We start from the raw sequence: 26,366 nt of genomic DNA on the forward strand, positions 1-26,366 counted from the left end.
TACCGTATTTGATAATTGAAGTAGATTTGCATCTACAAAATTGACAATAGCACCATGAGAGTAGCAATAAACGGCTTTGGCCGTATAGGAAGAATCACCCTGCGCAGGTTACTCACTAAGGAGGGGATATCGGTAGTAGCTATCAATGACCTGACAGACGCGGCTACACTTGCACACTTATTTAAATATGACTCCATACATGGTATATACCCAGGGGAAGTAACCGTTGAAAATGACAATGTACTGGTGATAGATGGACATCACATTCCGGTATTATCCTTTCCTTCGCCGGAACAGCTACCCTGGAAAGCATTACAGGTAGACATAGCGATTGAATCTACCGGTAAGTTTACCACCCGTGCTAAAGCAGCCATGCATATCAACGCTGGGGCCAAACAGGTGATATTATCAGCCCCCTCCTCTGAAAAGGATATCCCCACCGTAGTTTTAGGTGTAAATGACCATCAGATAGACTTGCTCTCCCCTATTCTTTCCAATGCGTCGTGCACTACCAACAACGTAGCCCCTATGCTAAAAGTGCTGGATGATAATTGGGGAGTATTAGACGGGTATATCACCACTGTACATTCCATGACAGGAGACCAAAGCCTACACGATGCCCCCCACAAGGACTTACGTCGTGCCCGTGCCGCTTCTGCCTCCATCATACCTACTACCACCGGAGCAGCTAAAGCAGTTACTACCATATTCCCACACCTGGATGGCAAAATCGGCGGAGCAGGTATCCGGGTACCTGTATTAAATGGTTCACTCACTGACTTCACCTGTACCCTAAGCAAACCTACCACAGTGGAGGAGATAAACATGGTCTTTAAACAAGCTGCGGACGGTTTTCTGAAAGGGATTTTAAAGTATACCACAGATCCTATTGTATCAGTAGATATATTGGGCAACACTTATTCCTGCACTTTTGATGCGCCTTTAACTTCTGTTGTGGGCGGATTAGTAAAAGTAGTGGGTTGGTATGACAACGAATATGGTTATTCCAGTCGTATGGCCGACCTGATAGCGCGTATTAAAACACTTCAACAAAGCGTATAAAACTATACCCCCTGGTGATGAGCGGATGTTGCTCACCACCAGGGGGTATAAATATCTTCTCATACTGTTATTGCAGCGAGCGAGTCGGGATTTGTAATTGTTTTACGCTATCCATTTCTTTTTGCAGCGCATTTTTCAGGTCATTTACCTCTGTAAGTGTAAAGCCGCCTCTGATCGATAAGCGGCCACCAGATATAGGGCTGGTAATTGTAGGGGCCATCAGCAATCTGTTGTTTACGATAATAGCAGCTTGTTTGCCCTTCATACGGGTAGTAAACGCAGTAAGCTTTTCCTTTCCCTCAGCATCCATTTTCATGACTAACGCCGGCAGCCCATTCACATCGGTTTCACTACTTACTTTTTCTATATAACTCACATTAATATCAGGGGTGGTAGCTACATATATCCTTTTGCCTGATATCCTGTCTTTAAAAACATAAGTGCTCTTTCTTACCACGGTATAGATACCGGAAGGCGCCTTTTCCTTTGATTGGGCCTGCAGGCAAATAGTGCTTCCTAAAAGCAATAACCCAATGCCTGCAATGCACTTAAAACACCTCATGTAAAACCATCTTTATGGTTTCAAAGATAGGGGTTTTGAGGCTGTTTACAGGATTTACCAAAGCGATTTTTATTACCTGAAATAAGAATGGGATAATTATCCTTCAGGCAACTATCCCATTCATATTTTCAGCATCAACTTTCTTACATTTTCATCAGCTTAAGCCTGTATTTACCATCGTCTATTACAACCATGTACAATCCGGCAGGTAATGTGCTTACATTAATACTATTTCCTCTCTGATAGTCCTGCTTTACATATACCAATGCTCCTGATTGATTATATATTTTTACCTGATGTACATATCCTGAAAGCTGATCAATCTGGAACTGGCTAATTACCGGGTTAGGAGTAATACGTACAGCTGATGCCTCATCAGGTACACCAGGAATTCCTGTAATAAGTCCTGACGCCTGCAAAGTATCACTATAAAATTTACGGCCTTGTTTATCAGACATGTTCAAGCGGTAGTATACATATATGGCCTTGGGAATATCATCCGCAAAAGAATAGGCTTTGTTTACATTAGAAGTACCGGCAGCTGGTATTACCCCGGCTTTTACCCATACCAGTTTGTCCAGGCTGCGTTCCACGGTATATTCTTTCATATCCTTCTCAGCCCTGGTAGCCCACTGTAGTTCCAGCTTATTTTGTTTAGGCGTAACATTAAATGAGGTTAAGCGAAATGGTATGGTATACAAAGTATCCGGAATGCCTTTTACACCATCACTATAATGATGTAATCCGTTCTTCCCTTCTATATTTAGCCGGTAATAAACGGCCTTTGTTTGTATTTCAGTATCCGTAAACTTATAGGTGCTGGTTTTGGTGGCATTTCCTACTGCTGCTACTTGTCCTAACTTTTTCCAATTCAATGAATCCGCACTCCGTTCTATAATAAATTGCAACATATTTTTTTCTATACTCGTAGACCAATCCAGTTGCAGTTTATCCTCCTGGGGAGTAACCATAAAGGAAGCTAACCGGAAAGGTTTGGTATACAAGGTATCCGGAATTCCTTTTACACCATCACTATAATGGTGCAATCCATTTTTCCCTTCTATGTTCAACCGGTAGTACATGGGCTTAGATTGTACTTCATTATCTGTAAATTTATAGGTACTGGTTTTGCCAGCATTTCCTACTGCTGCTACCTGGCCTATCTTTTTCCAATCCAGCGAATCCGCACTCCGTTCTATAATAAATTGCAGCATATTTTTTTCTATACTCGTAGACCAATCCAGTTGCAATTTATCCTGCTGGGGAGTAACCGTAAAGGAAGCTAACCGGAAAGGTTTGGTATATAAGGTGTCCGGAATTCCTTTTACGCCTTTACTATAAGAGCGATTACCATTCTGTGCTTCCATGTTCAGACGGTAATACACTGCCTGGGATAAGATTTCGGTATCCTTGTAGGTATAAGTGCTAGTCGTAACAGCATTTCCCACTGCAGCCACCTGTCCTAATTGTTTCCAATTCAACGAATCGGTACTTCTTTCAATAATAAACTGGGCCATGTTTTTTTCTTTGCCCGTGGACCAGTCCAGTTGTAGTTTATCTTCTACCGGCTTTACTGTAAAAGCTGTCAATGCAATTTCTTCTTTACATAATGTTTCCACTACACCAGCCGCCACTACCCTGTTAAATAATAACCGGTGTCCATCATTATTCAGGTGCACCCCATCCCCACTATCATATTGCTGTAACAAAGAATCTTTTGGGGTGGCAATGCCATTCCAGAAATTTATTGACTTATCACCAAAGTAAGTAAGGATCCAATCGCGTATTCCGGTAAGTAACTGCACCTGCGTAGTATTCAACCCTCTTCTTGGTTGTGTGGTAGTAACCCACACTTGTACCCCCTGGGCATTGGCAAGCGCTACAATTCTTTTGTAATTATCCTGCTGCTCTGAAAGCGGGATATTGTTGGCAGGATCATTACTTCCCAGATTAATAATAATTACATCTGGCTTATAAGAGAGCGCCTTGGTGATATTGTATGCTGGGTCAGGTAATGGCCGGCCTGCGGGCGGAACAAAATCATTCTCACTAAGATGGTAGGTGGTATAACCGTACTTAGCTATATTGATTAGTTCGCTCGCAGGATTGAGTCCTTTCAAATATTCATCAAAGTATAGCTGAGCCCATCCTTTTTTAAACGTGGCACCATATCCTTCTGCTGTGGATGACCCCATTATTACTACACGATATGGGTTTTTACAAACTTGTGCATATACACATAGGCTAAACGCTGAAAAAAAAATCAGCAACAATATTTTTCTCATGAAGAACTAACTTAAGAACAACTACAGGGATATACATTCTCGGTATAAGGTGGTAAATATATGCAATTTCTTGTATAACCTCCTTATCTTATTAAAATGGTCATTTCCGATAAGGCTAAACGAAAAACAGGCGATGCTCTACGAGCACCGCCTGTTTTTCATATTTAAACTAATCAAATATGTTATTCACTTAACTCCAGCCAACGCATTCCTTTTTCATCCAATAGTTGTATAATCTCGCCGATCCGGAGTGTAAGCGGTTCCAGTTTATCAAAAGCAATTTCTCCGCTGGCCAGTTTTGTTTCAATATCTTTCTTTTCTGCTTCCAGCTTTTCAATTTCCTGTTCCAGTAATTCAATTTCCCGTTTTTCCTTAAAAGACAGTTTACGGGTTTTATTTTCTGCTACTTGCTGAACAGGCGCTTCTATGGGCTTTTCTACCGGTTTTACTTCTTTTTTGCTATCTGCCCTCTCTCTGTCCTGATCTTTCTCCCACTCACGGTATTGGGTATAGTTGCCAGGAAAATCCCTTATTTCCCCATTTCCTTCAAATACAAACAGGTGATCCACCAGCTTATCCATAAAGTAACGGTCATGGCTAACGATAATGATACAGCCCTGGTAATCCAGCAGGAAATTCTCCAGGATACTCAGCGTCGGCAAATCAAGGTCATTGGTAGGCTCATCCAGTACCAGGAAGTTAGGGTTACGGAATAGTATAGATAACAGGTGCAACCGCCTTTTCTCTCCTCCACTAAGCTTGGAAATGTAGGTATACTGTTTTTCCGGGGGAAAGAGGAATAATTCCAGGAACTGGGCAGCACTCACTTTAGTACCATCCGCCAGGGGGAAATTTTCCGCAATATTCTTTACAAACTCAATAATCCTCATATCCTCCTTAACCACCAGCCCCTGCTGCGAATAATCACCGAAAATAATCGTTTCCCCAACATTGATTTTGCCGGAATCGGGCTGTTCCAGACCCAGTAGCATATTTATAAAGGTAGATTTACCCACCCCGTTTTTGCCCACTATCCCAATCCGTTCTCCTTTTGCGAATGTATAGTCAAATCCCTTGGTAATCACCAGATTGCCAAAAGACTTGTATACTTTTTTTAATTCCAGGATCTTCCCTCCCAATCGGGACATTTTCACATTCAGCTCCAGTTGCTGGTTTTGCAATCTGGTTGTAGCTTTTTCCTTCACATCATAAAAGGCATCAATCCGGGATTTGGATTTGGTGGTACGGGCTTTGGGTTGTTTCCTCATCCATTCCAGCTCTTTCCGGAAGGTATTCCGGGCTTTTTCCACACTGGCTCTTTCACTTTCTTCCCTGGCCGCCTTTTTTTCCAGGTAATTCAGGTAATCACCTTTATATACAAAGAGTTGTTCCTGATCAATTTCCAGGATCTCATTACATACGTTATCCAGGAAATAGCGGTCGTGCGTTACCAGCAGCAGGGTTACCTTTTCCTGGTCCAGGTAATTTTCCAACCATTCAATCATGGCTACATCCAGGTGGTTGGTAGGTTCATCCATGATCAGCAGGGTATGCTTATGCTCAAAACCTATGTCTATCAACACTTTAGCTAATGCCACCCGCTTTTGCTGCCCTCCTGATAACGTACTCATGATACGGTCCAGGTGGTGTATATTCAGCTTTCCCAGGATTTGCTTCACTTTGGTATCAAAGTGCCAGGCATTCAGATCATCCATCCTGGTGATCGCCTCTGACAGTTTATCCACGTCAGGTTCCGGGCCTTCTTCATCAGTTAGCAGTTCATATTCTTTAATGGCATTCAATACTGGGTGGGAGTGGTCAAAAATGTTTTCAATTACCGATTTTGACATATCAAAATCAGCCTGCTGGTCAAGCATTACAACAGTTACGCCTTTGTGGATCCATACTTTCCCTTCGTCAGGGGTCTCTTTTCCGCATAAAATACGCAGCAAAGTAGATTTACCAGTGCCATTCAGTGCCACCAGCGCAATTTTATCCCCTTCTTCTATATGAAAAGAAATATTATTAAATAATGGCTTAACGCCATAGGATTTTGTTAATCCTTCAACCGTTACATAATGCATCCGGCGAAGTTAAAAGGATAATTTTAATTAAAAGTGGGAATCCCATTAAGAATATTGAATAAAAACGGGGAACTTATTACTTTTTTTTGTACATTCAATAACGCATTTATACCAGATATTTATATGATTAATCCTATCATAGGTATCCAGGTAGATTGCACATAAGAATATCCTATAGTAAAACCTTTCAGAGCACTGTTTCAGGCAGTGTAGTATCTGTGTAGCACCGCACAAAAAGAAAGATCTAAAAGGTTTTAATATCTCCCTTACCAATGAAACAGTCATTATCCTGTTTGTTATCTGTATTGGCGGCTACTTGCCTGCTTTAAGTATACAAGTAGCTGTAATATAGGCTCATATATAACTACAGCTAGTAGATGGGATCGGCCTTTATCCATTTTTGATCTTGTTCCCCTTATTCCCAATAACGCAAAAAAAGCCCTCCGTCTGCGCGGAGGGCTTCCTTGTATAGCTAATAATTGCTTTAAAAATCATAGTAGAGTTGACGGAAGGAGCTTCTCAATCCAAAGCTGAAAATGAGGTCTGTACTTTTACCTATATCATTTTTCACCTGCCGGCCAGCTAATGACATTTCCAAACGAAGGTTGTACTTAGGATTAAGTACATATGCCACTGTACCTTGTGCATACAACAGATCTGTTTTGATACCTTGAGCTATTTTATTGCCATAATCTTTTGCCCGGAGGTCATAAGATTTCGAGATATCTCCCCCATAACTTGTTTTTGCATCAGGATCCAAGCCATACTGGGAATACATTAACTCTCCCCTGGCATACCAGCGCTTTAAGCGATAAGTAGCAATGCCCAGCACTTCATAAAAATTTGCACCTAAGGGGTGTGCCAGCGACTGATTGTAGTGTTCATAATTAATGAGAGTGGTATTATAGGAATAAGTAAAAGGCCTTACCAGGTTAAACTCTCCCTGCAGGTCTAATTTATTTACTTTGAACACATCAAAAGAGCGGAATCCAAGTTGGGTGGACCATTTATTTGCCCACCAGCCTTTGCCTCCAAAAAATTCTTTCAGCTTAAATTCATCCAGTAATAATTGCCCGTAAATAGTAGTTTTCGGTAACATTTTATACTTCAGGTTCATCCCTACCAGGGCATTATCTGATGACCCGGCGGAGAACTCGGCCGGGCGGAGATAAATGATAGGATTCATATAACTCCAGTCAAATCCTCTTTTACGTCCGGTAGAGTCAGCATCAGGCCAGATAACCGCATCAAATAATCCTATTGTCAACTTTTTGCTTACATTCCAATCCAGGAAGTGGAAAACACCCCATTTTTTAATATACCCCATATCACGGTATGCCTGAGAGAAATCCTTGCTGTGTAAGTCCATAAACTGGGCCCACATGGAGGTATATTGCACATTTCCGAGAGTTCCTGTTACTTTTAAATATGGATAGCTAAAAGAAATATCTGACAACAATAGAGAGCGGTAGCCATCTCCTATCATATTTTGCCCGTATCCCATTGTAACATTGAGATACTTATTAGGGGTGAAGGATAATAATGCTGAGGCATAGTTGTAATCAAACCCTTTGCCTTTGTTGTAGTCCTTCACCTCTCCCTGACCTGGCACTACCCTTTGATTTCGGATATAGCTATCCAGGTAGTACGGAAACACGCCTTGATTTTCATAAAAAGAGGATTCAAAATAAAAATTCTTTCCAATATTGGCCTGTATTCTTGCTCCTCTTGTATTTAACCAGGTGTTTTTGCTGCCATTACGGGTTTTACCGATCTGAAAATCAGGCAAAAAGTCAATAAATACATTATAATCCTCATTTCTGAACTCTAATAAATGTTCCCTGAAGAGTTTCCTGTATAGCAAACTACGTTTAGTGGTATCAGGATTAGTATATATGGTACTTGTGTCCTCATGGAGGATGGGGCCCAATGCCGTATGATGATTAACGGTATCCATATACAGTTCCCTGATATTCTGGGAGTGGTAAGGAGCAATAACCGGGAGTTTTTCCTGGGCACTGGTTACAATGGATAGCAGTAAAACTGCTGATAGCATTAAAATATGCTTCATTAAATAAGTATTTGGTGATCCGATTAACAATGTAATTTGACCATAAATATACTTCCGATATGTAGTATATTAAATTGATTGGAAATAATCTTCTATATTATTAATATAAGATCTCAATACTGCAAAACAGCATCTTATATCATTAATACCAAATTATATAAACTTACAAATAATGTTTTTTAAATCCATTTATAGTATAAAATATAAAGTTGATGATTGAAGCTGAAATACTAAGTCGCTCCACCCGTCTATATACTAACCACTGATACCATGCAGCTCTTTTTTTATCAGAAGAGATTCCTCCATTCCTTCTACGGTAAAATGCCAGAGGTTCTTCTATCCCAAGCATACTTTTTTCTCCTTCACAATTCTTGGCAATTTCCAGCCACAATACATAATCCTCTCTACCCCATCTTCGCAAAATGGCCTCAGGCAATCCTGAATAATAATCCTCTGAAATAGGCTCTAGAAAATAATGTTTTCCTAGTTTATCTACATTGTAGATAACTGTTAAACAACCAATATCACAGCCTCTTAGCAATTTTTTATAGTTGGTATGAGAAGGAGTTTTTAAAGTCTTTATGAAATTACCAGATTCATCAATAATACTGTAAGCTGTAAAAGAAAAAACTGCATTAGTTTCCTGCATCTTCTTAATCTGCTTTTCCAACTTGTTTTTCTCCCAAGTATCATCACTATCCAAAAAGGCTATAAAGTTTCCTTTAGCTATTTTAGTTCCAATATTTCGAGCTGCAGCAGCACCACCATTCATTGGCGCTTTTACAACCTTTATTCTTGCATCCCGGCTTTCAAACTGTCTTGCAAGTTCTAAAGTATTATCCATTGAACAATCATCTACAGCTATTAGCTCCCAATTATCATAAGTCTGTGCTATTACAGATTCTAATGTTTCTGATAAAAAATTTTGAACATTAAACATTGGCGTAATTATGGAAACTAACACATTCATTTCATTAACAATATTAATTTCAAAACTCTTTTAAACTCCTGACCGTAAATACTTACCCTATCTTAAAAAGAACAATAGGAAAGATTGCTCATAAACTTACAAAGTATCAATAACTGAATTATTATTAACCGTCATTATTGATTGAAAAATGTAATCAGTTGTATCTCGAAACTAATTCGTCCCGATTTTAAATTTAACCTTACTAATTTTATTATTCTGCACTCCATTTGTATCTCCTTCTTTTCCAGCATTCAATCTTGCGTTAACCATTTTTTTATCCCCCCCATTTATTACCTTTATTCCAAAAGAATATTTATCATCAGATATCCCCTGGATATCATTATATGAAATATTATGGTTTTCACTTGATTGTAATTGTATCCCAAACACCATATCCCCTGCAATGTTATTATTAGTGACATTTATGCCACTTGATTCAAATACTAATGCCCCTATTGCATTTCCTTTTCTACTAGTTTGTATCTGGATATCATTTTTATTAAAAGTATTGTTCCTCGAATGAAAACTCACTAAACCAACTCGTACTTGTTTAATGGTATTATTGTAAAACTCATTTTCAAAGGCTCCGAAATAAGCCCCTACACCTTCTGCTGTTCCAATTATTGTATTTTTAAACACTTTATTATCATAACACAGTGCGTGAATAAAAATCCCCCCCTCATTTGAACTACCTACACCATGCCCAATTATTTTATTATCTGAGATAATATTGCTGGATGATGACATTAGAATTATTATTGCTGCATCTCCACCGCGTACATAATCCACAGTATTGTTAATAACCTTATTCTCTTTAGAAAAATTTTCTATATTAATTGCACGATTTTCGCTAGTGTTGATGACACACCCTCGAATTAAACATTTATATGCCATATGGCTGAATAATATCCCCCCCCTTCCTTTTATATTAAGATTATCGGCCGTTACTTCTTTGGGTTCCTCAAACATAATAGCATAAGGCGCAGTTTGATTATCTATAGCGAAATTACTTATAACTACATTTTCTGCCCCTACTTGCAGTCCGACTGTTGCTGAAGCATTATATGAAAATTTTAATGGGCTATCAAGAGTTAATACATTTCCACGCTTCTCCTTTACGATAAAAAGTTCTTTTCTCGCCATCTCGTTCTCTTCAGAATTCCATGAATCTTTAGCTTTAGAATCTTCCAATATAGTCCAACTATCTTTTTTATTATTGTATACATATATAAGCTGCCCGGGTACAATATTACTTGCATCTATTAACTGCAAAAACGAACTTCCCTTTATCGCATCTTCTTTTAGTTGAGTGACCTTAGCATTTGGTACTATTTCATTATTATAATTTTCCGTATAATAAAAAGATTTTGACCCATTCTTAAGTATTCGTAATGTTCCCTTCTTAAACACTAACAAGCTTTTTTCCCCCTCACCTTTAACCTTAACATTAGAATTCACCCAAAGATCTCCATTAATAATATATTTTCCCGCTGGTATAAGGCATGTGCCTCCATTAGCAGCAACTCTGTCAATACAAGCCTGAAAAGCAGGGAGATCATCACTACTGTCATCCCCACGAGCTCCAAAACTTAACACACTCAATACACTATCTTTTATGAATTCATTTCCATTCCCCAAAAATTCTTCAGGATGCTTATTAACAGCATTCGCATATACATCCATTCTAATTATGTTAGAAGCAGCTATAGCTTCCATTACAAATACACAACTAGTAATTAAACAGATTGCAATTGCAACCATTGCCTTTTTCATACAATAATAGTACTGGTAGAAATACATTTTATTGAGATTTAACTTGATAAAAAACTAAATACCTAAAATCTATTCAACTACTTACATACTCTACAACAAACTCATTGAATGTTCATCATTATTATTCCATTTTACAATCATATACTTCCCATAACTTTCGAGCATATTCCCTTTCATTGAGTTCTGCTTCAACTTCCTTCTTTGCTTCCACAAAGTTTTTATCCAACTTGCTATAACTTTTCATACAATAATAAATTTGCTCCGCGAGGCTTTGCATATTATCACTTGCAAAAGTAACACCACATTTAAACCTCTCTACTGCTTCCAACATCCCCCCATGTCCTGCCACCAAAGGTAGAATATTTAGTGCTATAGTCTCTATCACGAATAATGAAAAACTCTCATAGCATTTTGATGGCAAAACAGCAACTTTTGCACTATTTATTTCTGAAATAAGGGCTGCTTGTTTCAAAAAAGGTATAAACTCAATAAAATCAACGCCTTTTTCCCGAGCAAGCGAGATTAAATATTCTCTTTCTTTACCATCACCAATCAGTTTAACCCTAATTGGAAGTTCATTAAAGTATAACATCTTATATTCACTCAAGGCAGTTATTAAGAGATCCCAGTTTTTCTCTTCTGAAAGTCGGCCATAACTAACAAGCAAATCTTCTTTCTTCTCAACCGATGCTCTTTGCTTTAAAAATGTATCACTAATGGGATTCCGAATAGTTTGAATAGAACTAGTATCATTAATACGCGAAGACAGTGTATTCTTTAAGAAATCAGAGGGTGCAACTATACTATCAATTACTCCACGATTATAAAAAAAGTCAGCAATTAAAGCTGTTATTCCTTTCCCCAAAGAATGAAGAATACCTCCCCGACTACAATGCCTATAAAATATCTTATATCTGTATTTATCCTTAGCACAATCAATACAACGCTTATTGAGGTGATAGTCGTATCCTGAAAAATTAGAACATACACGTTCAAAGGTATGCAATGTCTGAATCACCCGGACAGCTCTTTTTTTCTTATACACGTATATGGCGTGAAGAATTGCAGGAGATAGATTAGCGTAATGTTGCAAGTGAATTATATCTGGCTGAATCTCAAAAAGGAATTTTTTTAGCTTCCTAAAATTTCTCCAAGAATAAATATTTCCTAAAACAGTTTCAGCTCCTGAAGAAGTTGCAAGATCAAGATCAACATTAAGTGAGCTTTTCCCTTTTTTGGAAACAACATAATTTATACATCTGTTTTTATATTCTTCCCTATTAAGCACGCTAATTGTATTCCGAAATACAATTTCTGCTCCTCCTTTCTCCATTCCTTCAGATATATGTATTATCTTAATCATTAGACATATTATTTCTTTCATCCTTTAGATAGCCCACACCAATCAATAAAACCATTAATTCAACAGTTGGCATAAACCCTATGACTTCTCCTTTATAATGTAAAACGAATAACAAAACTAACAGTCCCCCCCAAAAGATGCAGTCATTGTATCTTTGAGTTGTAAAACTTGATCTTATGCATATACCCAATGGCTTTAAAAAAAACACCATCTGATACAAAATCAATATTATCTGTCCAATCAGACCATAGTATAGAATATGCCTCATGTAACCAGCATCAGTATACATATAATAACTACCATTGAGGCCAATGTACTTTCCCTCCCCGAAAAAAAATGTCTGGACACTAATTGGAAAATACATTTCCGAAAGAATATCAGTCGATTCTGTTGTAATACTCCCCTGGTCCAGATAGCTGTACAAAAATTCGAAAGCAAAAGGCAATAGCTTATCAAATAATAGCTCACGTATATTAGAAGGCAATAATAACAAAACTACTTGCACACCTAAAAGAGAAATAATAAGCACTTTTAGGAAAGAAAAAAGTTTAAAGGTAAAGGGTTTTAAATATAGTATCATAGCTATTAATGTTAAGCCCAAGCCTATAAATCCAGTTCTCCCTGCAAAAAAAGTTCCTATTATCAAAATCAAAAAAAATAAAATATTTTTAATTTTAATCTCGGTCCGATCTATGTCAATGATGAATTTGGTATATATCAAAAAGCAAACAGCGTAGCCAGTAGATAAGTCAAAAAAAGGATTTCCGGAAAGTGCAAGTGCCCGTATTCCTCCGTAATCCCTTCTTGAAATAGATTCCTTTTGAAAAAAATGAATCAAATCTGCAAAAGGAGGAAAAATAAAACCCAAAACCTGAATAATTGATTGGATTACAAAAATACAGACTATTAGTTTGGCTGCAGTCCTAAAGTTTGATTTAGTATTATCCTTTAGCGGCCCTAATAAAATTGGTAAACAATAAATCAATATAATAAGTAGAGAAAATTGAAGAATAAATGCCTTTAATATCCCAAAATCAAACGTGAGATGCAGAATTGGAGGAAATGTCGAAACTAGGATCACAATGCCCAAACCTATTAGTATATGCACATTATACTTTAATGAAAAATAGGAAACTGCATTTTTTTTTGTAAGAAAATAATATATGCTTGCCAGTAAAAACGATACAATTGCAGAATTATATACAACTGGAACTGGAAAGTTAAAAATGATTAGGAAAGATATTATCACTTGGAATAAAAACATCAAAGCTGATATTTACGCATAATAAAAGCATATATTCCTACATAAAAATAGGAAGAAAAGATAGATTTAACTACTTGATATGGCCGCTTTTTTGCATTCGTATAGAATAAGAATGCTATAAACCTAATCGCCAGATACTTTTTAAGATAACTCCTATTAATGCCCTGGTTTTTTACTGCATATTTTATTACCTTATCATACAGTTTAATTAGATCTGAAACATCTGCATCTACAACTTCTATAACATCCTGCTTTGCCATGCTGCAAGAATATAAAGATAATTCTTCATCAGAAAGCTGAAGCCCTGCCTTGGAAATCGCAGATCTGTAAATAGCCTTAAGCACCACCCGCCTTGAGCTTCTGTTTCTGTTAGAAACCTGTGTAAGGCTTTGAGCGTTAACTCTGTACCTCAAAAGGATTTCTGGAATATTAGCCGCTTTGGTATGCTGTAACATATTGATCCATAATGCATGATCTTGGCCAATAGTAAACTGTTCTTCGTACTGCAAATTATGTGCAGACAGAACGTCCCTTCTGATAAGTACACCAGGATGAAAAAATGCTGAAGCAGTAAAAATATAAGCTCTTATTCTTTCATCTGAAATAGGTTGAATACCTCTACCTATAATTCTTTTATCATCAAATTCCTCTATAAATGAGCCAAGAAGTCCAATCTCTGGATGTGTCTCCATATACGCTACTTGTTTTTCAATTCGAAGCGGACAAGCAATGTCATCTGCATCCATTCTAGCAATATATTTACCATTGCATAAAGAAATTCCCTTGTTAAGTGTATTGACTAATTTTAAATTCCGTTCATTTCTAACTAGCTTTATCCTGCCATCTAATGCAGAAAGCTCTTGTATAATATCAAGTGTATTATCTGTTGAGCCATCATCAATTAGGAGAATCTCCAATTCAGGATAAGACTGATTCATAATTGATTCAATAGCCTCCCGCATAAACATGCTTGAATTGAAGCAAGGGATTATAACGGAAACCATGGGATATATCTTCATATCATCATATTGTTAAAATTGATAATAGTTTATTTAATTAGCGCAACAATGCTTTAATTGCCTTATCATATAGAGTACGATTAAGAAAAATCCATCTGTGATTACGCCATAAATATCTTAATACCAAATTTATTTGACCTCTTCTCCGACCCCAATCCAACATAATGATTAACCAATGAATCATCATTTTTTTCCGCCATTTATACAGTTTTTCATAGTCAGCTCCCAGGTGCTTAGCTTCATTATATACTCCATCAATCCACAACATATTCTTATCAAAATCCGGTAACCCTTTCTTTCTAATAGTGTTATTTTCATGTCCTACCCATACAGCTGATACTCGCTTTGATAGTAATACATCCCCATATAATGCCAATCTTAATATTGATTCCATATCAGATGATTCAATATTATATCTATAGAAATCTATTGCTATCGCTTTTCTTCTATTATAAAGTGTAGTAAGATGGGAGAAATGTTTATAGCTTAAAAAATTAAAGATGTAGTCTTTGCCATCCAAAAGCAATTCTTCCTTTAGAATATTTGGCAAATCAACCTCACCATTCTCGTCTAACCTATCAAATTCTTTACGCTTTCGTCCAGTCTGTATAAATATTATTCGTTCGCTATTATAATATTGAATACGTGAAATTCCATAACTTATAAAGGTGTTGTCACAATAAAAATCGTCACCATCAAGATTAACTACCCATTCACCACTAGCCAGGTTTGTTAGTGTATGTTTATAGTTTGCAACACGTCCTATGTTTATTTCATTTTTATAATATTTAAGTCGTTGATCGTGTAGATAACCAGCGACCACTTCTCTTGTATTATCAGAAGAACAATCATCCGAAACAATTATTTCCAAATTCAAATAATCCTGAGCCAAAGCACTTTCTATAGCACGGCAAATAAAACTTGCCTGGTTATAGGTTGGAATCATTATAGTAACTCTAGGATTTGTTAGCGCCATCTTTATTAATTAACAAGAGGTTCAAAATAAAATTCTTTATATCAGAATTAATTAGAAAAATATGATTAAGCAGTAATAACAAAAAAAAGTACAGTGTTATTCCAATTCCTAAAATTACGTACCAATTACTAAAAAGAGATGTTGCAAATTTGACGCCTATACTTATTGCAAGATTGAAAAGAATAATGCCAAGAAGATATCTCAAGACTCGTTTATACTCAATAAAAGGAAATAGCTTTAAGGTATAGATATAAAAGATAAAAATACTAAGAATGCTTACACTTAACATTGCTAGGGGATAACCTATGTAGCCATACTGTTTCAACCCCCCATATATAAGCACAATCCTTAATACATTTCCAATGATCTGATAAATAAATGAATATTTTATTGTTTGAGTAGTTGCATATAGTCTTGCACTAATTGCATCCATACAAACAAAGGGAAGCATAATTACAAAATATTTAAAAAAATCTGCCGTTACCGAAATCGCCTTACTATCAAAAGCTCCTCTACTATAAAGTATTGAAATCATTTCTTCAGAAAAAATGAATGATATTGAAGCTAGAGGGGTAATAATAAAGAGCAACAATTTTATTGTTCTTATATATGAATTATTTAACTCTTCCAAATTACCTTTAGAGTATGATTCATTGAATTTAATATTTACTACAGTAGAAAACTGCGATGTAATAAAAGTGGTTGGCAAATCAGCAATCCTTTTACCATAATTCAATGCTGCAATTACACCAGCATTAAACCCACTTAATAAAAACAATGGAAAATAAGTTGCAAGAGTAGTAGCTAAATTTCCACATTGTGCAAAAAAGATATTTTTCCATACCTCTTTTTCAATTTTTGTCTTCTCATATTTGAAACTCCAACCCAATTGTTTCTTCATCAAATAACAAAGTAGCACTAGATTCAAGAGGTTTGCAAATATAGTCCCCAAAAGCACACTTGAAATATCTAAACTTTTATGAAACAAAATAATAAAGAGTAAGATAAATATGCTATTAATCAATCCTGCAATTGAAGGGATCGTGAAAAACTTATATGAGAAAAGGATATCTGTTAGAAATGTATTAATTACGGTCAAGAAAAAAAAGGGGACAGATAGTAAAACTACTGTTCTGTTTTCGCTCAATAATTTCAGTTCAAACCTTGAAAAGGCACTGAATATCTCAATAGGAAAAGATATTATAATAAAAGATATAACCAAGCAAATCAATGAAAAGAAATACAAAAAGAAATTTAAGAACTTCATTGCCATTTCCTTGCTTACCTTTTCCCGATACTCCATTGCTTTTACAATAAGAACGGAGGAATCAATTGCAGTAAAAAAAAGAGCTAAAAATGTGAATGTTGAAATTACATAAAAGTATATATCAGTTTTTACTTGAGTTCCAAAATAGTAAGCGATAACTACTGTGTAGCCAAACGTAAATAGTTTACTGATCACATTAAGTGCAGAAGAAATCAGAATCCCTCTTTTATAAGATTCAACTCTTAGTAATATCATCCTTGCAATGTATAATATGTCTTAAACCATTCCACATATTTGTTCACTCCATCAAAAAGTGGTGTCGAAGGATGATACCCTGTATTCTTTTCTAACAGACTTGTATCAGCATAGGTAATTGTCACATCACCGGGCTGCATTGGGTACATATGCTTAACTGCCGGAACTCCCGTCGCCTCCTCAATACACGAAATAAAATCAGATAACCTAATAGGTTTGGAATTACCTATATTCATGATCCGGTATGGCGCACCCGTTGGAGAAGTTGCTTCTTCGTTAACAGGAAACGGAAGTTTTATTACACGAAATACTCCCTCTATCAAATCATCTATATAAGTAAAATCCCTTAACATATCTCCATTATTAAATACCTTTATCGGCTCTTTATTAATAATCCCTCTGGTAAATAAAAACGGAGCCATATCAGGTCTTCCCCATGGCCCGTATACTGTAAAAAAACGTAGGCCAGTACATTGAATACGATATAAGTGACTGTAAGAATGCGCCAATAATTCATTTGCTTTCTTTGTCGCTGCATACAAACTAATTGGGTAGTCAACACGGTCTTCTTCGGAAAATGGCACCTTTTCATTCAACCCATAAACACTACTTGAACTTGCATAGACCAGATGCTTAACATGGTTATGACGACAGCATTCCAGTATATTAGCAAACCCAACAAGATTACTATCAATATAGGCAAAGGGATTCTCTAATGAATAACGCACACCTGCTTGTGCAGCCAGATGACAAACGACCCCAAATTGTTCATTCGCAAATAATTCTGACATCCCCATTTTGTCCTCTATGCTCATCTTCACAAATTTGTAAGCAGGATACGTCCGACTTTGGGTAAATTTCCCCTCTTCAATCTGTGAAGCCATGATTCCAGTTTCTTGGAGTCTGGCATATTTTAAATCTACATCATAGAAATCATTGACATTATCCAAGCCAATTACTTCAAACTCCAGGTCCAACATTTTCTTTACCAGATGATATCCTATAAATCCAGCTGCTCCGGTTATTAGTACCTTCATTTAACAAAAATCGTTTAATATTTAGTGACAATGTAGCCTCATTCAAAAGCTCAAAATTAGACCAATAGAACTGTTTTAACAGAAGATCAGTACATAAAAATGTCCCTCTTGTCAGGACATTATCTCATTGTACATCTTCCGTACAATCAAACATAAAATAGTAATTAATACCCCTAAAAAACCTCCTATTATTAATGCTTTTAGTTTACCAATTTTCACTTTTTCCAATGGCAAGATCGGACCATCAACAAGTTGAATTACTGGAGTTTCCTGAGACATTGCAATCTTACTAAGCTCTAGATTTTTAACTACTTCCCCATACATAGTTTGAAGAACGAGTTTATCCCTCATTATCAACTCTGTATTCACTCCAGCTATTTGTCTGGCAGGGTTTACATTCATATCTTGTGATGCTGCGACAGAAAACGTCTTTCGATCCAATAATATCTTTAATGAATCTGCTTGCTCCTGTAGCCTATCCACATTGGACTTTGTTCTTTGAATTTTAGTATTAATATAAAAATCAGTGGCTTCTTTAACCAACCGCTCTGCGAATACTTTAGCAAACATTTCATTAGCTGCAGTACACCTTACGCGTATAAAACTTAATTTTTTATCCGGTTTATCAATATCCAAATTCTTTTTAAGAATATCTGCCTGAATTATATTAAGTAGGCTGTCCTGTAATAATGAAAATTTACTTCGGTTAAGACCAAGAGGGTATTTAATTGCAAGTAAAGTAGAATCGTCTTTCCATTTATTTCTAAGATTATTAAAATCAATGTAGAGTTCTGCCAGGCTTATATCTTCTCCTTTTATTCTAACAGGTGCAAGTAAGGTTCTCTCTAACATTACGCGAGACTTTAAAAACTCTAGAACATTATCTCCTTGAAATATTCCATTGCTCCCTCCTCCTAAATCAAAACCAAACTGACTGGCAAGCCCCATATATGCACTTAATGGATTACTATTATTATCTTCCACTACAAAGGTGACGCTTGCTTCAAATTTCGGTCTTACAATAAAAGCTATTGCAATGCCAATGGCTGCTCCAAGCAAACAAAAAAAACTAATTACTTTCCATTTACTCCATGCATATTTCCAGCATCCCTGTATTTTTAAAATAAGTTCCTTGAGGGATATCTCATCCACTTCCTTACTAGCACCAGGAGTTTTACCCATTTCTTCCATGTAAGTTTTCTTTGTGCTGTTATTTTACTTAATCTTATCCAATAAAGTCACAATAATCAATGCTACTGATGCTAATCCACTAGCAAATCCAATAGCTTCCTGTCCACTCAATCCTTTTTTTTCCTTTTTAGACGGTACATAAATTTCAGCTCCCGGCTTCACTTTAGGATAGCTATTAAAAAATAATACCTTTCGGGTATTCTTCACCTCACCATTTGCATATACAATATAACTACGTCTTCTAAGGGCAGAAGTCGTAAATCCGCCGGCACCACTCACGTACTCACGGAATGTGTATTTTTTATCAAACCTTACTTTCTTAGGAAAATATACTTCTCCAAACATTTGAACTGTTTGCAGCTTCTTCGGAATCTTGATGACATCCCCTTCTTCCAGTAATAAATCATATTTGGAACCCGGTTTCGCCATAATTTGCTCCAGATTGATACCCAACAACTGTTCCTTACGCTCTACAGTTCCTTTTACCCGCTCAATGTCAGAACTATCCTTCAGCTTATTATAAAAGACTTCCAGCTTATTAGTTAACAAAGCGCTGTCTCCACTATTAATAAATGTTTTACGCAATAAAACCGCTCCTTCAGGATAAGCTTCCGGTCTTAATCCTCCTGTACGCTGAATCAGTTGTGAGATACGTTCTCGCTTTGTATTAATAGTGTATAGACCAGGATAAACAACTTCCCCATCCACCTGCACATTTGCCTGTTCAGAGTAAGTTGGCGATTTCCGGATAGTTATCTCATCGAATGGTTGCAGCACAAAAGCTCCTGCTTCTGGATTACTCTTAAGGTCTGCTGAAATATCAAACCGCTGAATAATCGCTTTCATCGTATCATTGGGATCATAAGCACCGGTACGTATCCTCCTGGAAACTTCCACCTGGTTTAATGAAGCTGCATCCTTTAATCCGCCCGCAAGCAATATGAGATCCTCCAACCGCATACTGTCTGCATAATTGAAATACCCTGCCTGATTAACTTCACCAGTAATCTTTACCTGATATTCTTCCCTCAGTTCGAGCTTAGAAAAAATTACTACACTATCTTCTTTTTGCAATAGCAAGTTTTGCTTACCGGCTATAGCATCCTGTACATTAAAATTGATAATGGCAGGTGTAAAATCTGCCTGTAACCTCCGGATAATCCCACGGGAAAGAGAAGCTACCTCCTTTACGCCATCCGCTTTACCTATCAACGCTCCCACTGTCATATTACTCTCCAATGCATAATTCCCCGGATGAAATACAGCCCCAGTGATGGTCACCCGATTACTAAATCTGTTTAAAATGGAATCCACAAAAAACTGATCTCCTGATTTCAATTTGAAACCAGCCACTTCAGCAGCACTAATATTAATTACCTCCCTCTCCTTATTATTAACTCTGTAGGCTTTTATATTATCCCGGAAAGATACATCTGTATACCCCCCTGCATAGTTGAGAATATTTTGCAGGGTCTCATTATCTTTTGCTTCAAAAATAGCCGGCCGTTTTATCTCACCGGATAATTCTACTCTGGTTTTATAAGGATTAATTTTTACAATATCCTGGTCCTGCAATACAATATTATTCGTCAAATCACCATTGGCCAGGAAATCATACAGATCAAAAGTAACAATGGATTGTCCATTACGTATCACCTGTATGTTTCGGAAAGAACCATTTTCATTAGGGCCACCAGATACATATAATGCATTAGCTACTGTGGCCAGTGAAGGAATTGTATAAGAACCAGGTCGCTCTATTTCGCCAATTAACAGCACTCGGATACTCCGGATACTACCTAATGATACCTGTACATAAGTATTCCCTGATTTAATGCCACCATAAATAGAAGAAAGTTGCTTGGTAATCCTGTTCTTAGCTTCTTCCATTGTAAGTCCATTGACATACACAGGTCCCAAATTGGGAATACGTATATAGCCATCCGGCGTTACTTTTAATGTGTGCTGCACTTCTGAATACCCATACACATCTATTATTACCTCATCATTTGCAGCCAACCTATAATTAGGAGGAGTAGCCATTCTGAGATTAGGCTCAAAAGTCAGGTTTTTATTGGAAAACAGGTCCGAACCAAATATCTTCTTCTTGCGCATATCCTGCTTCCGCTCTTCAGAAGTCTTAGCGTCTATACTTTGCTCATCTGTTGCATCTTCAATTTCCCGATTATTATATTGATCTTTTTGTTTAGAAGTACTTTCTGATTTACTATCTAACTCTTTATCCAGATTCAGCTGCTGTATTCTGTTTTTCAGTTTAGCAGCTTCAGAAGATGGAATCCCCTTCTGTTGTGCATACTGATCTATCTGAGAAAAAGCAATGTTATTACGCTTCATCTCTGCTACAAGTTGCCTTATCTGGTCATCTGAAAGATTATCTATCTGTACTTGCCTTAATTGTTCTTGAGAAAGCGATGGAATCTGTGCAACCACACAAAAGCTTACAAACAGGAACAGCTGAATCAGTATTAATTTCTTCAACATGTATTTTTTGGATAAAACTTCACAAATCTTTGAAAAATAAACAGGGGCCCACCACTTCAAAATAAGGTCCCATTAAATCAGGTGCAAATCTATTAAAAATAACATATAAATGTTAAGTTAATGTAAATCAGTAAAATAATAGCTGAAAATACGTCATAAATCATACTTTGGTTTTGGTAAACCAACAGAAAATGTACAATTAATAATCCTTCAATAACCTCACATAATAACGTAAGCTTATCCTGTCTATTGTCAACAGTCACCCAAACAACTGATTATCAATTAAAAAATAGTCCATTCAATAAAACACGTTATCTGAATAAGCTTGCCTAAATTTCTATTATCATTATTATCCTTGTTTCTCCTGGTTACTGAGATCATCAAACTAATACTATTTTACCCTCTTTATAGAATTACCGGCTTCCTAAATCTATTAAACGCTTATTTCCGTTTATTAAGGTACTGTACTTATGTAATTTAACAAGCCCTGGTGCACTTGATATTGGTTTCAATCAGCAGCTGCCATTTCATTTTACAAGTGCATCCTGTCTTCATTAAAGAAATTTTCCACATAAGTACTTATTAATCAACCAAATACCCTATAAAAGCCCTCAATAATGCTGTCGGAATGCGCTGAAGGATGGTTTTTGTTTTAACTAATCATAGCAAAACTTCAAATATATGTCCTCTATTGAATTTAACTCCCTGCTGCTAAACAATGCTGATTTCTTAAAACCCTTTGCAATTAACCTCACCAAAGATCAGGAACTGGCTAAAGACCTGTTACAGGAAACTTTGTTCCGCGCCCTATCCAACCAGGAGAAATACCTGGACGGCACCAACATCAGGGCCTGGCTCTACACTATTATGCGCAACATTTTTATTAATAACTACAGACAACGTGCTAAACAACACCTGATCATTGACCATTCCATCAGTGATTATCTCCTGAATCATCACCAAACCGCTGTCACAAACCGTGCAGCAACCAACCTGCAGATAAAAGAGATCCAGTATGCAGTATATCAATTACCGGTCATCTTTAAACAACCTTTTCTCCTGTATTTTGAGGGGTTCAAATATTTTGAAATTGCGTCCATACTGAAAGAACCGCTAGGTACTATTAAAAGCAGGATACATTTTGCCCGCAGAATGTTAAAAGCACAGGTAAGCCGGTACTAAGGCGCCTACATATTTCCTACACATCAATTTTCCGGTTTATATTGGTACATTCACTGAATACTTTCAGCCATTTCTCAATTGTACCAATCATCATGAAAACTGAAACACCACAACGCTTTCTATCGCTGGATGTATTCAGAGGACTTACTGTAGCAGGCATGATCCTGGTAAATAATCCAGGCAGCTGGTCTTATGTATACTCCCCGCTGGAACATGCTCCCTGGCATGGCTGCACGCCTACCGACCTGGTATTCCCGTTTTTTCTCTTTGCAGTAGGGAATGCCATGAGCTTCTCCATGAAAAAGTATGAAGTACTGGGCAATGGTGCCGTAATACAGAAGATACTCAAACGTACGCTGCTGATATTTGTTATCGGATTACTGCTCAACTGGTTTCCGTTTGTCAAATGGAGCGATGGATTACTCGTTGGAAAACCGTTTTCCGGGCTACGGATACTGGGAGTATTACCCCGTATTGCACTATGCTATGGCGTAGCCGCATTTATTATTCACTACCTGAAAGATAAAGGTGCTTTTGTAGCAGCAGGCATATTATTACTTGGTTACTGGTTTTTATTAATTGCCTTTGGAACAGGAGATCCTTACAGCCTGGAAGGATATGCAGGCCTGCCACTCGATAAGCTCATCCTGGGAGAAAACCATATGTACAAAGGGGAAGGAGTGCCTTTTGATCCTGAAGGTATTTTAAGTACCCTCCCTGCGATCTGTAATGTGATATTTGGTTACCTGGCTGGTGTATTCATCCAGCAACAGGGTAAAACCTACGAAATGCTTTCCCGCCTGATGATTACCGGATGTATCCTGATCTTTACGGCTTTATGCTGGGATCTTGTATTCCCTATCAATAAAAAGATATGGACCAGCTCCTACGTACTTTACACGGTGGGTATTGCCCTGCTCCTCCTATCTGTGCTGATGTATGTAGTAGAATTTAAAGGCCGTACAGCCTGGACAGTGCTTTTTACTCCTTTTGGAAAAAATCCGCTCTTTATCTATTTCCTTGCAGGTGTGGTAGTCAAGTTATACCTGCTGGCACGCCTTCCGGAAGGCCAAAACCTCTATAGCTGGCTTTATACCCACATATTCCAGCCCCTGGCCGGTAATATGAATGGCTCTTTATTGTTTGCCATCTTTCATGTTGCCTTCTTCTGGCTGGTAGGATGGTGGATGGATAAAAAGAAAATATACATCCGGGTGTAAAAGCTAATTAAACCAGCAGGTTACGGACGGATTCAAACCGTCGTCAAGGTTTTGCGGACCTTTACCTCGTCTCTCGGCCACATAACCTGCTAAGTTTAACTGGCTGCGCCATATACCAGGCGCAGGTAATGTTGTTTGATGTTGGTCCGGAAAAAAAACGCCACCAGCTGTGCCAATGTTGCAATAAACAACAATGCCGGACTGGGCCACCAATAAAAAACAGCTATAAACAATAAGATGATCCTGCTGTATTCAAGATAAAAGACCCATTTACGTTGTTCCAGAATGGCACCTATATTCACCAATGTCAGCAATATCAATAAGGTAATACATACCTGCACCATCGCGGGTACATAATATTCCAGCAAAAGGAAGGCAAACAATACCAGTAATGTAACGGCTACCTGCCATATCACATAATCATTCAATCTGCGTACCGCCGGTACCGTACTATTACGGAGCAAATACTTTTGCTCCAGGATATTCCGGATTTCCGGGTCTATATAATCCGGCTTGCCAAAGACCAGCTTCAGCTTTTGCTTCCATCCCCGTTCCCGCCGGACGGCATACATTAATTCCAGGATGAAATGAAAATGCTGCCACAAAAAACTATTACTGTCCAGTGGTTTGGTTAATCCATACACGGGTTCTTCTTCCTCTACCGCAAAAGTACCGAACAACTTATCCCATACGATCAGCACATCTCCATAGTTTCTGTCAAGGTACTGGGGGTTCGAAGCATGATGTACCCGGTGATGAGAAGGCGTTACCAGGACATATTCCAATATCCCCAATTTCCCTATGGTACGGGTATGTATAAAAAAAGGATACAGGCCATGCACTAATAATACACTGGTGATCATTGCTGGTGGAAAACCAAGGATGGGCAGCACTGCCCAGAATCCAGTACGTGCAAATGCCTGAAAAACAGTAATACGGGCTGATACGGTATAATTAAAATCTTCGCTCTGGTGATGTACTACATGCGCACACCAAAGCACATTTACTTCGTGTGCTAACCGGTGATACCAATACCAGATGAAATCCGTACAAAGCAATAAGGCTATCCACAACAGTATACTGGGCTGTATATGCCAGATAGCAAAATGATGATACAAATAATCATACACAAAATAAAAGATGCCTACCGTAAACGTATCCAGTAACCGCTCAGCAATCCCGGTATTAATACTGGTGACCGAATGGGTAAAACTAAAATAGTTCTTCCCCGTTTTGCGTGCTATTACATACTCAAGTCCCATGAAGGCCAGGAACAAGGGAACAGCCAATGCCAGATAATTTAACTGCACTTTAGAATGTTTTGAATCTTCGAATGAATAGTATGCTTATGCTGTCTGTATACAGTAATGATGGCAGTATCAGTATGCACAACACCCATGTAATGGTATGCCTGTACTACTGACCGGGTATAAAATGGTGGTGGTAAACAAAAGCAATATTAAGTATAAAATTTTACTTATCCTACTATTTTTGTAGACTAATTAATTAGTGATGGCCTCCAATAAAAAAGCCGGCAGTGAATACTACCGGCTTACTAATGTAATCAAACTAAAAAAGGACTAACAATGATGGATGTGATTGGTCGACCCATTTATATCAATATCATACTTTCCTCGAATTGTTTTTCCAGTCTTTCCATCTGGTGAATATGCCGTTCAATATGTTTGGTCAGGAAATAGATATACTGGTATATATCCAGTTTACCCAGGTGATTGACAGACATATTGGTAAATACCAGTCTTCCTTCTCCATTTTTCAGCAAAGACAGGTTATACATACATTGTGCGTACTGCTGTTTCAGCAATGCTTTTATTTCAGCCATTTCCTTGAAGCCGGTAGGCTCCATATGTTCCGCTCTGATCCAGCCAAAGGATTTGCTGCCTATTACGTCTATCTGCCGGAATTTATCTTCGTAGTCTCCAGGCACAATCACATTGTGTCCGGCACTTTTACGATCTAATGCCCTCCGGGTGCTTTTATTAATGATCAGCAGCAGGAAATAGTTGGTAAGCGTAATATGCTCCAATACTTCCCTTACGCTCCATTGATCACGCTCCGGTTTAAAATGCAGCAATGCGGCATCCTTTTCAAACCATTGGTCTAATTCTTTGAAGTTGTTCAGCAAAGCCTCTCTGACTACTTTAATAACATTCCTCATGGTACTTCTATTTGGGGTTATGCACTTTACCTGCTTTAATGGGTGGGTTGGTACATAACTTATTAAAAAATGATTGTTTCCTGATCCATTTTTGTGCCGGCTTT

Annotated in this window: 18 protein-coding genes and 1 pseudogene; 3 read left to right on the forward strand and 16 right to left on the reverse strand. The window is 37.5% G+C overall.

Features of this window, described 5'->3' with window-relative positions; translation table 11 throughout:
• Positions 1-54: 54 nt before the first annotated feature.
• Positions 55-1,062, forward strand: coding sequence for a type I glyceraldehyde-3-phosphate dehydrogenase (gene gap, locus ABR189_RS15305; RefSeq protein ID WP_354661389.1), 1,008 nt, complete (start codon positions 55-57; stop codon positions 1,060-1,062).
• Between the two features lie 67 nt (positions 1,063-1,129).
• On the opposite strand, the gene ABR189_RS15310 is transcribed toward gap, so the two are convergent.
• From ABR189_RS15310 to ABR189_RS15375, 14 genes and pseudogenes are all read right to left on the reverse strand, one after another.
• Positions 1,130-1,624: a SecDF P1 head subdomain-containing protein gene (locus ABR189_RS15310; protein WP_354661390.1), complete on the reverse strand. Its 495-nt coding sequence runs from the start codon at positions 1,622-1,624 to the stop codon at positions 1,130-1,132.
• 143 nt (positions 1,625-1,767) lie between these two features.
• Complete coding sequence (locus tag ABR189_RS15315) at positions 1,768-3,819, reverse strand: GDSL-type esterase/lipase family protein (RefSeq protein ID WP_354661391.1); 2,052 nt, start codon at positions 3,817-3,819, stop codon at positions 1,768-1,770.
• A gap of 272 nt (positions 3,820-4,091) precedes the next feature.
• On the reverse strand, positions 4,092-5,993 hold the full coding sequence (locus ABR189_RS15320; RefSeq protein WP_354661392.1) for an ABC-F family ATP-binding cassette domain-containing protein: 1,902 nt from the start codon (positions 5,991-5,993) through the stop codon (positions 4,092-4,094).
• Positions 5,994-6,477: 484 nt separating this feature from the next.
• Positions 6,478-8,064 carry a hypothetical protein gene (locus ABR189_RS15325; RefSeq protein ID WP_354661393.1) on the reverse strand — a complete coding sequence of 529 codons (1,587 nt, stop codon included), beginning with the start codon at positions 8,062-8,064 and terminating at the stop codon, positions 6,478-6,480.
• Positions 8,065-8,227: 163 nt separating this feature from the next.
• Positions 8,228-9,034, reverse strand: coding sequence for a glycosyltransferase family 2 protein (locus ABR189_RS15330; protein WP_354661394.1), 807 nt, complete (start codon positions 9,032-9,034; stop codon positions 8,228-8,230).
• Between the two features lie 171 nt (positions 9,035-9,205).
• Positions 9,206-10,807 carry a right-handed parallel beta-helix repeat-containing protein gene (locus ABR189_RS15335; protein ID WP_354661395.1) on the reverse strand — a complete coding sequence of 534 codons (1,602 nt, stop codon included), beginning with the start codon at positions 10,805-10,807 and terminating at the stop codon, positions 9,206-9,208.
• 121 nt (positions 10,808-10,928) lie between these two features.
• Positions 10,929-12,140 (reverse strand): glycosyltransferase family 4 protein, encoded by a 1,212-nt coding sequence (locus ABR189_RS15340; protein WP_354661396.1) that lies wholly within the window; start codon positions 12,138-12,140, stop codon positions 10,929-10,931.
• A gap of 22 nt (positions 12,141-12,162) precedes the next feature.
• Positions 12,163-13,434: a hypothetical protein gene (locus ABR189_RS15345; protein WP_354661397.1), complete on the reverse strand. Its 1,272-nt coding sequence runs from the start codon at positions 13,432-13,434 to the stop codon at positions 12,163-12,165.
• Positions 13,434-14,429: pseudogene (locus ABR189_RS15350) on the reverse strand (glycosyltransferase family 2 protein); the annotation flags it as partial. The gene ABR189_RS15345 and the pseudogene ABR189_RS15350, both read right to left, overlap by 1 nt.
• Positions 14,430-14,490: 61 nt before the next feature.
• Positions 14,491-15,429, reverse strand: a complete 939-nt coding sequence (locus tag ABR189_RS15355) for a glycosyltransferase family 2 protein (protein ID WP_354661399.1) — start codon at positions 15,427-15,429, stop codon at positions 14,491-14,493.
• Positions 15,410-16,951 carry a lipid II flippase MurJ gene (locus ABR189_RS15360; RefSeq protein WP_354661400.1) on the reverse strand — a complete coding sequence of 514 codons (1,542 nt, stop codon included), beginning with the start codon at positions 16,949-16,951 and terminating at the stop codon, positions 15,410-15,412. The genes ABR189_RS15355 and ABR189_RS15360 overlap by 20 nt, the downstream gene beginning before the upstream one ends.
• Positions 16,948-17,988, reverse strand: coding sequence for an NAD-dependent epimerase/dehydratase family protein (locus ABR189_RS15365; RefSeq protein WP_354661401.1), 1,041 nt, complete (start codon positions 17,986-17,988; stop codon positions 16,948-16,950). The genes ABR189_RS15360 and ABR189_RS15365 overlap by 4 nt, the downstream gene beginning before the upstream one ends.
• Before the next feature lie 111 nt (positions 17,989-18,099).
• Positions 18,100-19,179, reverse strand: coding sequence for a Wzz/FepE/Etk N-terminal domain-containing protein (locus ABR189_RS15370; protein WP_354661402.1), 1,080 nt, complete (start codon positions 19,177-19,179; stop codon positions 18,100-18,102).
• A 24-nt stretch (positions 19,180-19,203) separates the two neighbouring features.
• Positions 19,204-21,681, reverse strand: coding sequence for an SLBB domain-containing protein (locus tag ABR189_RS15375; RefSeq protein WP_354661403.1), 2,478 nt, complete (start codon positions 21,679-21,681; stop codon positions 19,204-19,206).
• A gap of 681 nt (positions 21,682-22,362) precedes the next feature.
• Between ABR189_RS15375 and ABR189_RS15380 the strand changes: the two genes are divergently transcribed.
• Together ABR189_RS15380 and ABR189_RS15385 are read left to right on the forward strand one after the other, a co-directional pair.
• On the forward strand, positions 22,363-22,863 hold the full coding sequence (locus ABR189_RS15380; protein WP_354661404.1) for an RNA polymerase sigma factor: 501 nt from the start codon (positions 22,363-22,365) through the stop codon (positions 22,861-22,863).
• 92 nt (positions 22,864-22,955) lie between these two features.
• Positions 22,956-24,083: an acyltransferase family protein gene (locus ABR189_RS15385; RefSeq protein WP_354661405.1), complete on the forward strand. Its 1,128-nt coding sequence runs from the start codon at positions 22,956-22,958 to the stop codon at positions 24,081-24,083.
• A 95-nt stretch (positions 24,084-24,178) separates the two neighbouring features.
• On the opposite strand, the gene ABR189_RS15390 is transcribed toward ABR189_RS15385, so the two are convergent.
• Together ABR189_RS15390 and ABR189_RS15395 are read right to left on the reverse strand one after the other, a co-directional pair.
• Positions 24,179-25,393: a sterol desaturase family protein gene (locus ABR189_RS15390; protein ID WP_354661406.1), complete on the reverse strand. Its 1,215-nt coding sequence runs from the start codon at positions 25,391-25,393 to the stop codon at positions 24,179-24,181.
• Between the two features lie 302 nt (positions 25,394-25,695).
• Positions 25,696-26,262, reverse strand: a complete 567-nt coding sequence (locus ABR189_RS15395) for a DinB family protein (protein ID WP_354661407.1) — start codon at positions 26,260-26,262, stop codon at positions 25,696-25,698.
• Positions 26,263-26,366: the final 104 nt, after the last annotated feature.

Source organism: Chitinophaga sp. H8 (assembly GCF_040567655.1).
Classification (GTDB): domain Bacteria; phylum Bacteroidota; class Bacteroidia; order Chitinophagales; family Chitinophagaceae; genus Chitinophaga; species Chitinophaga defluvii.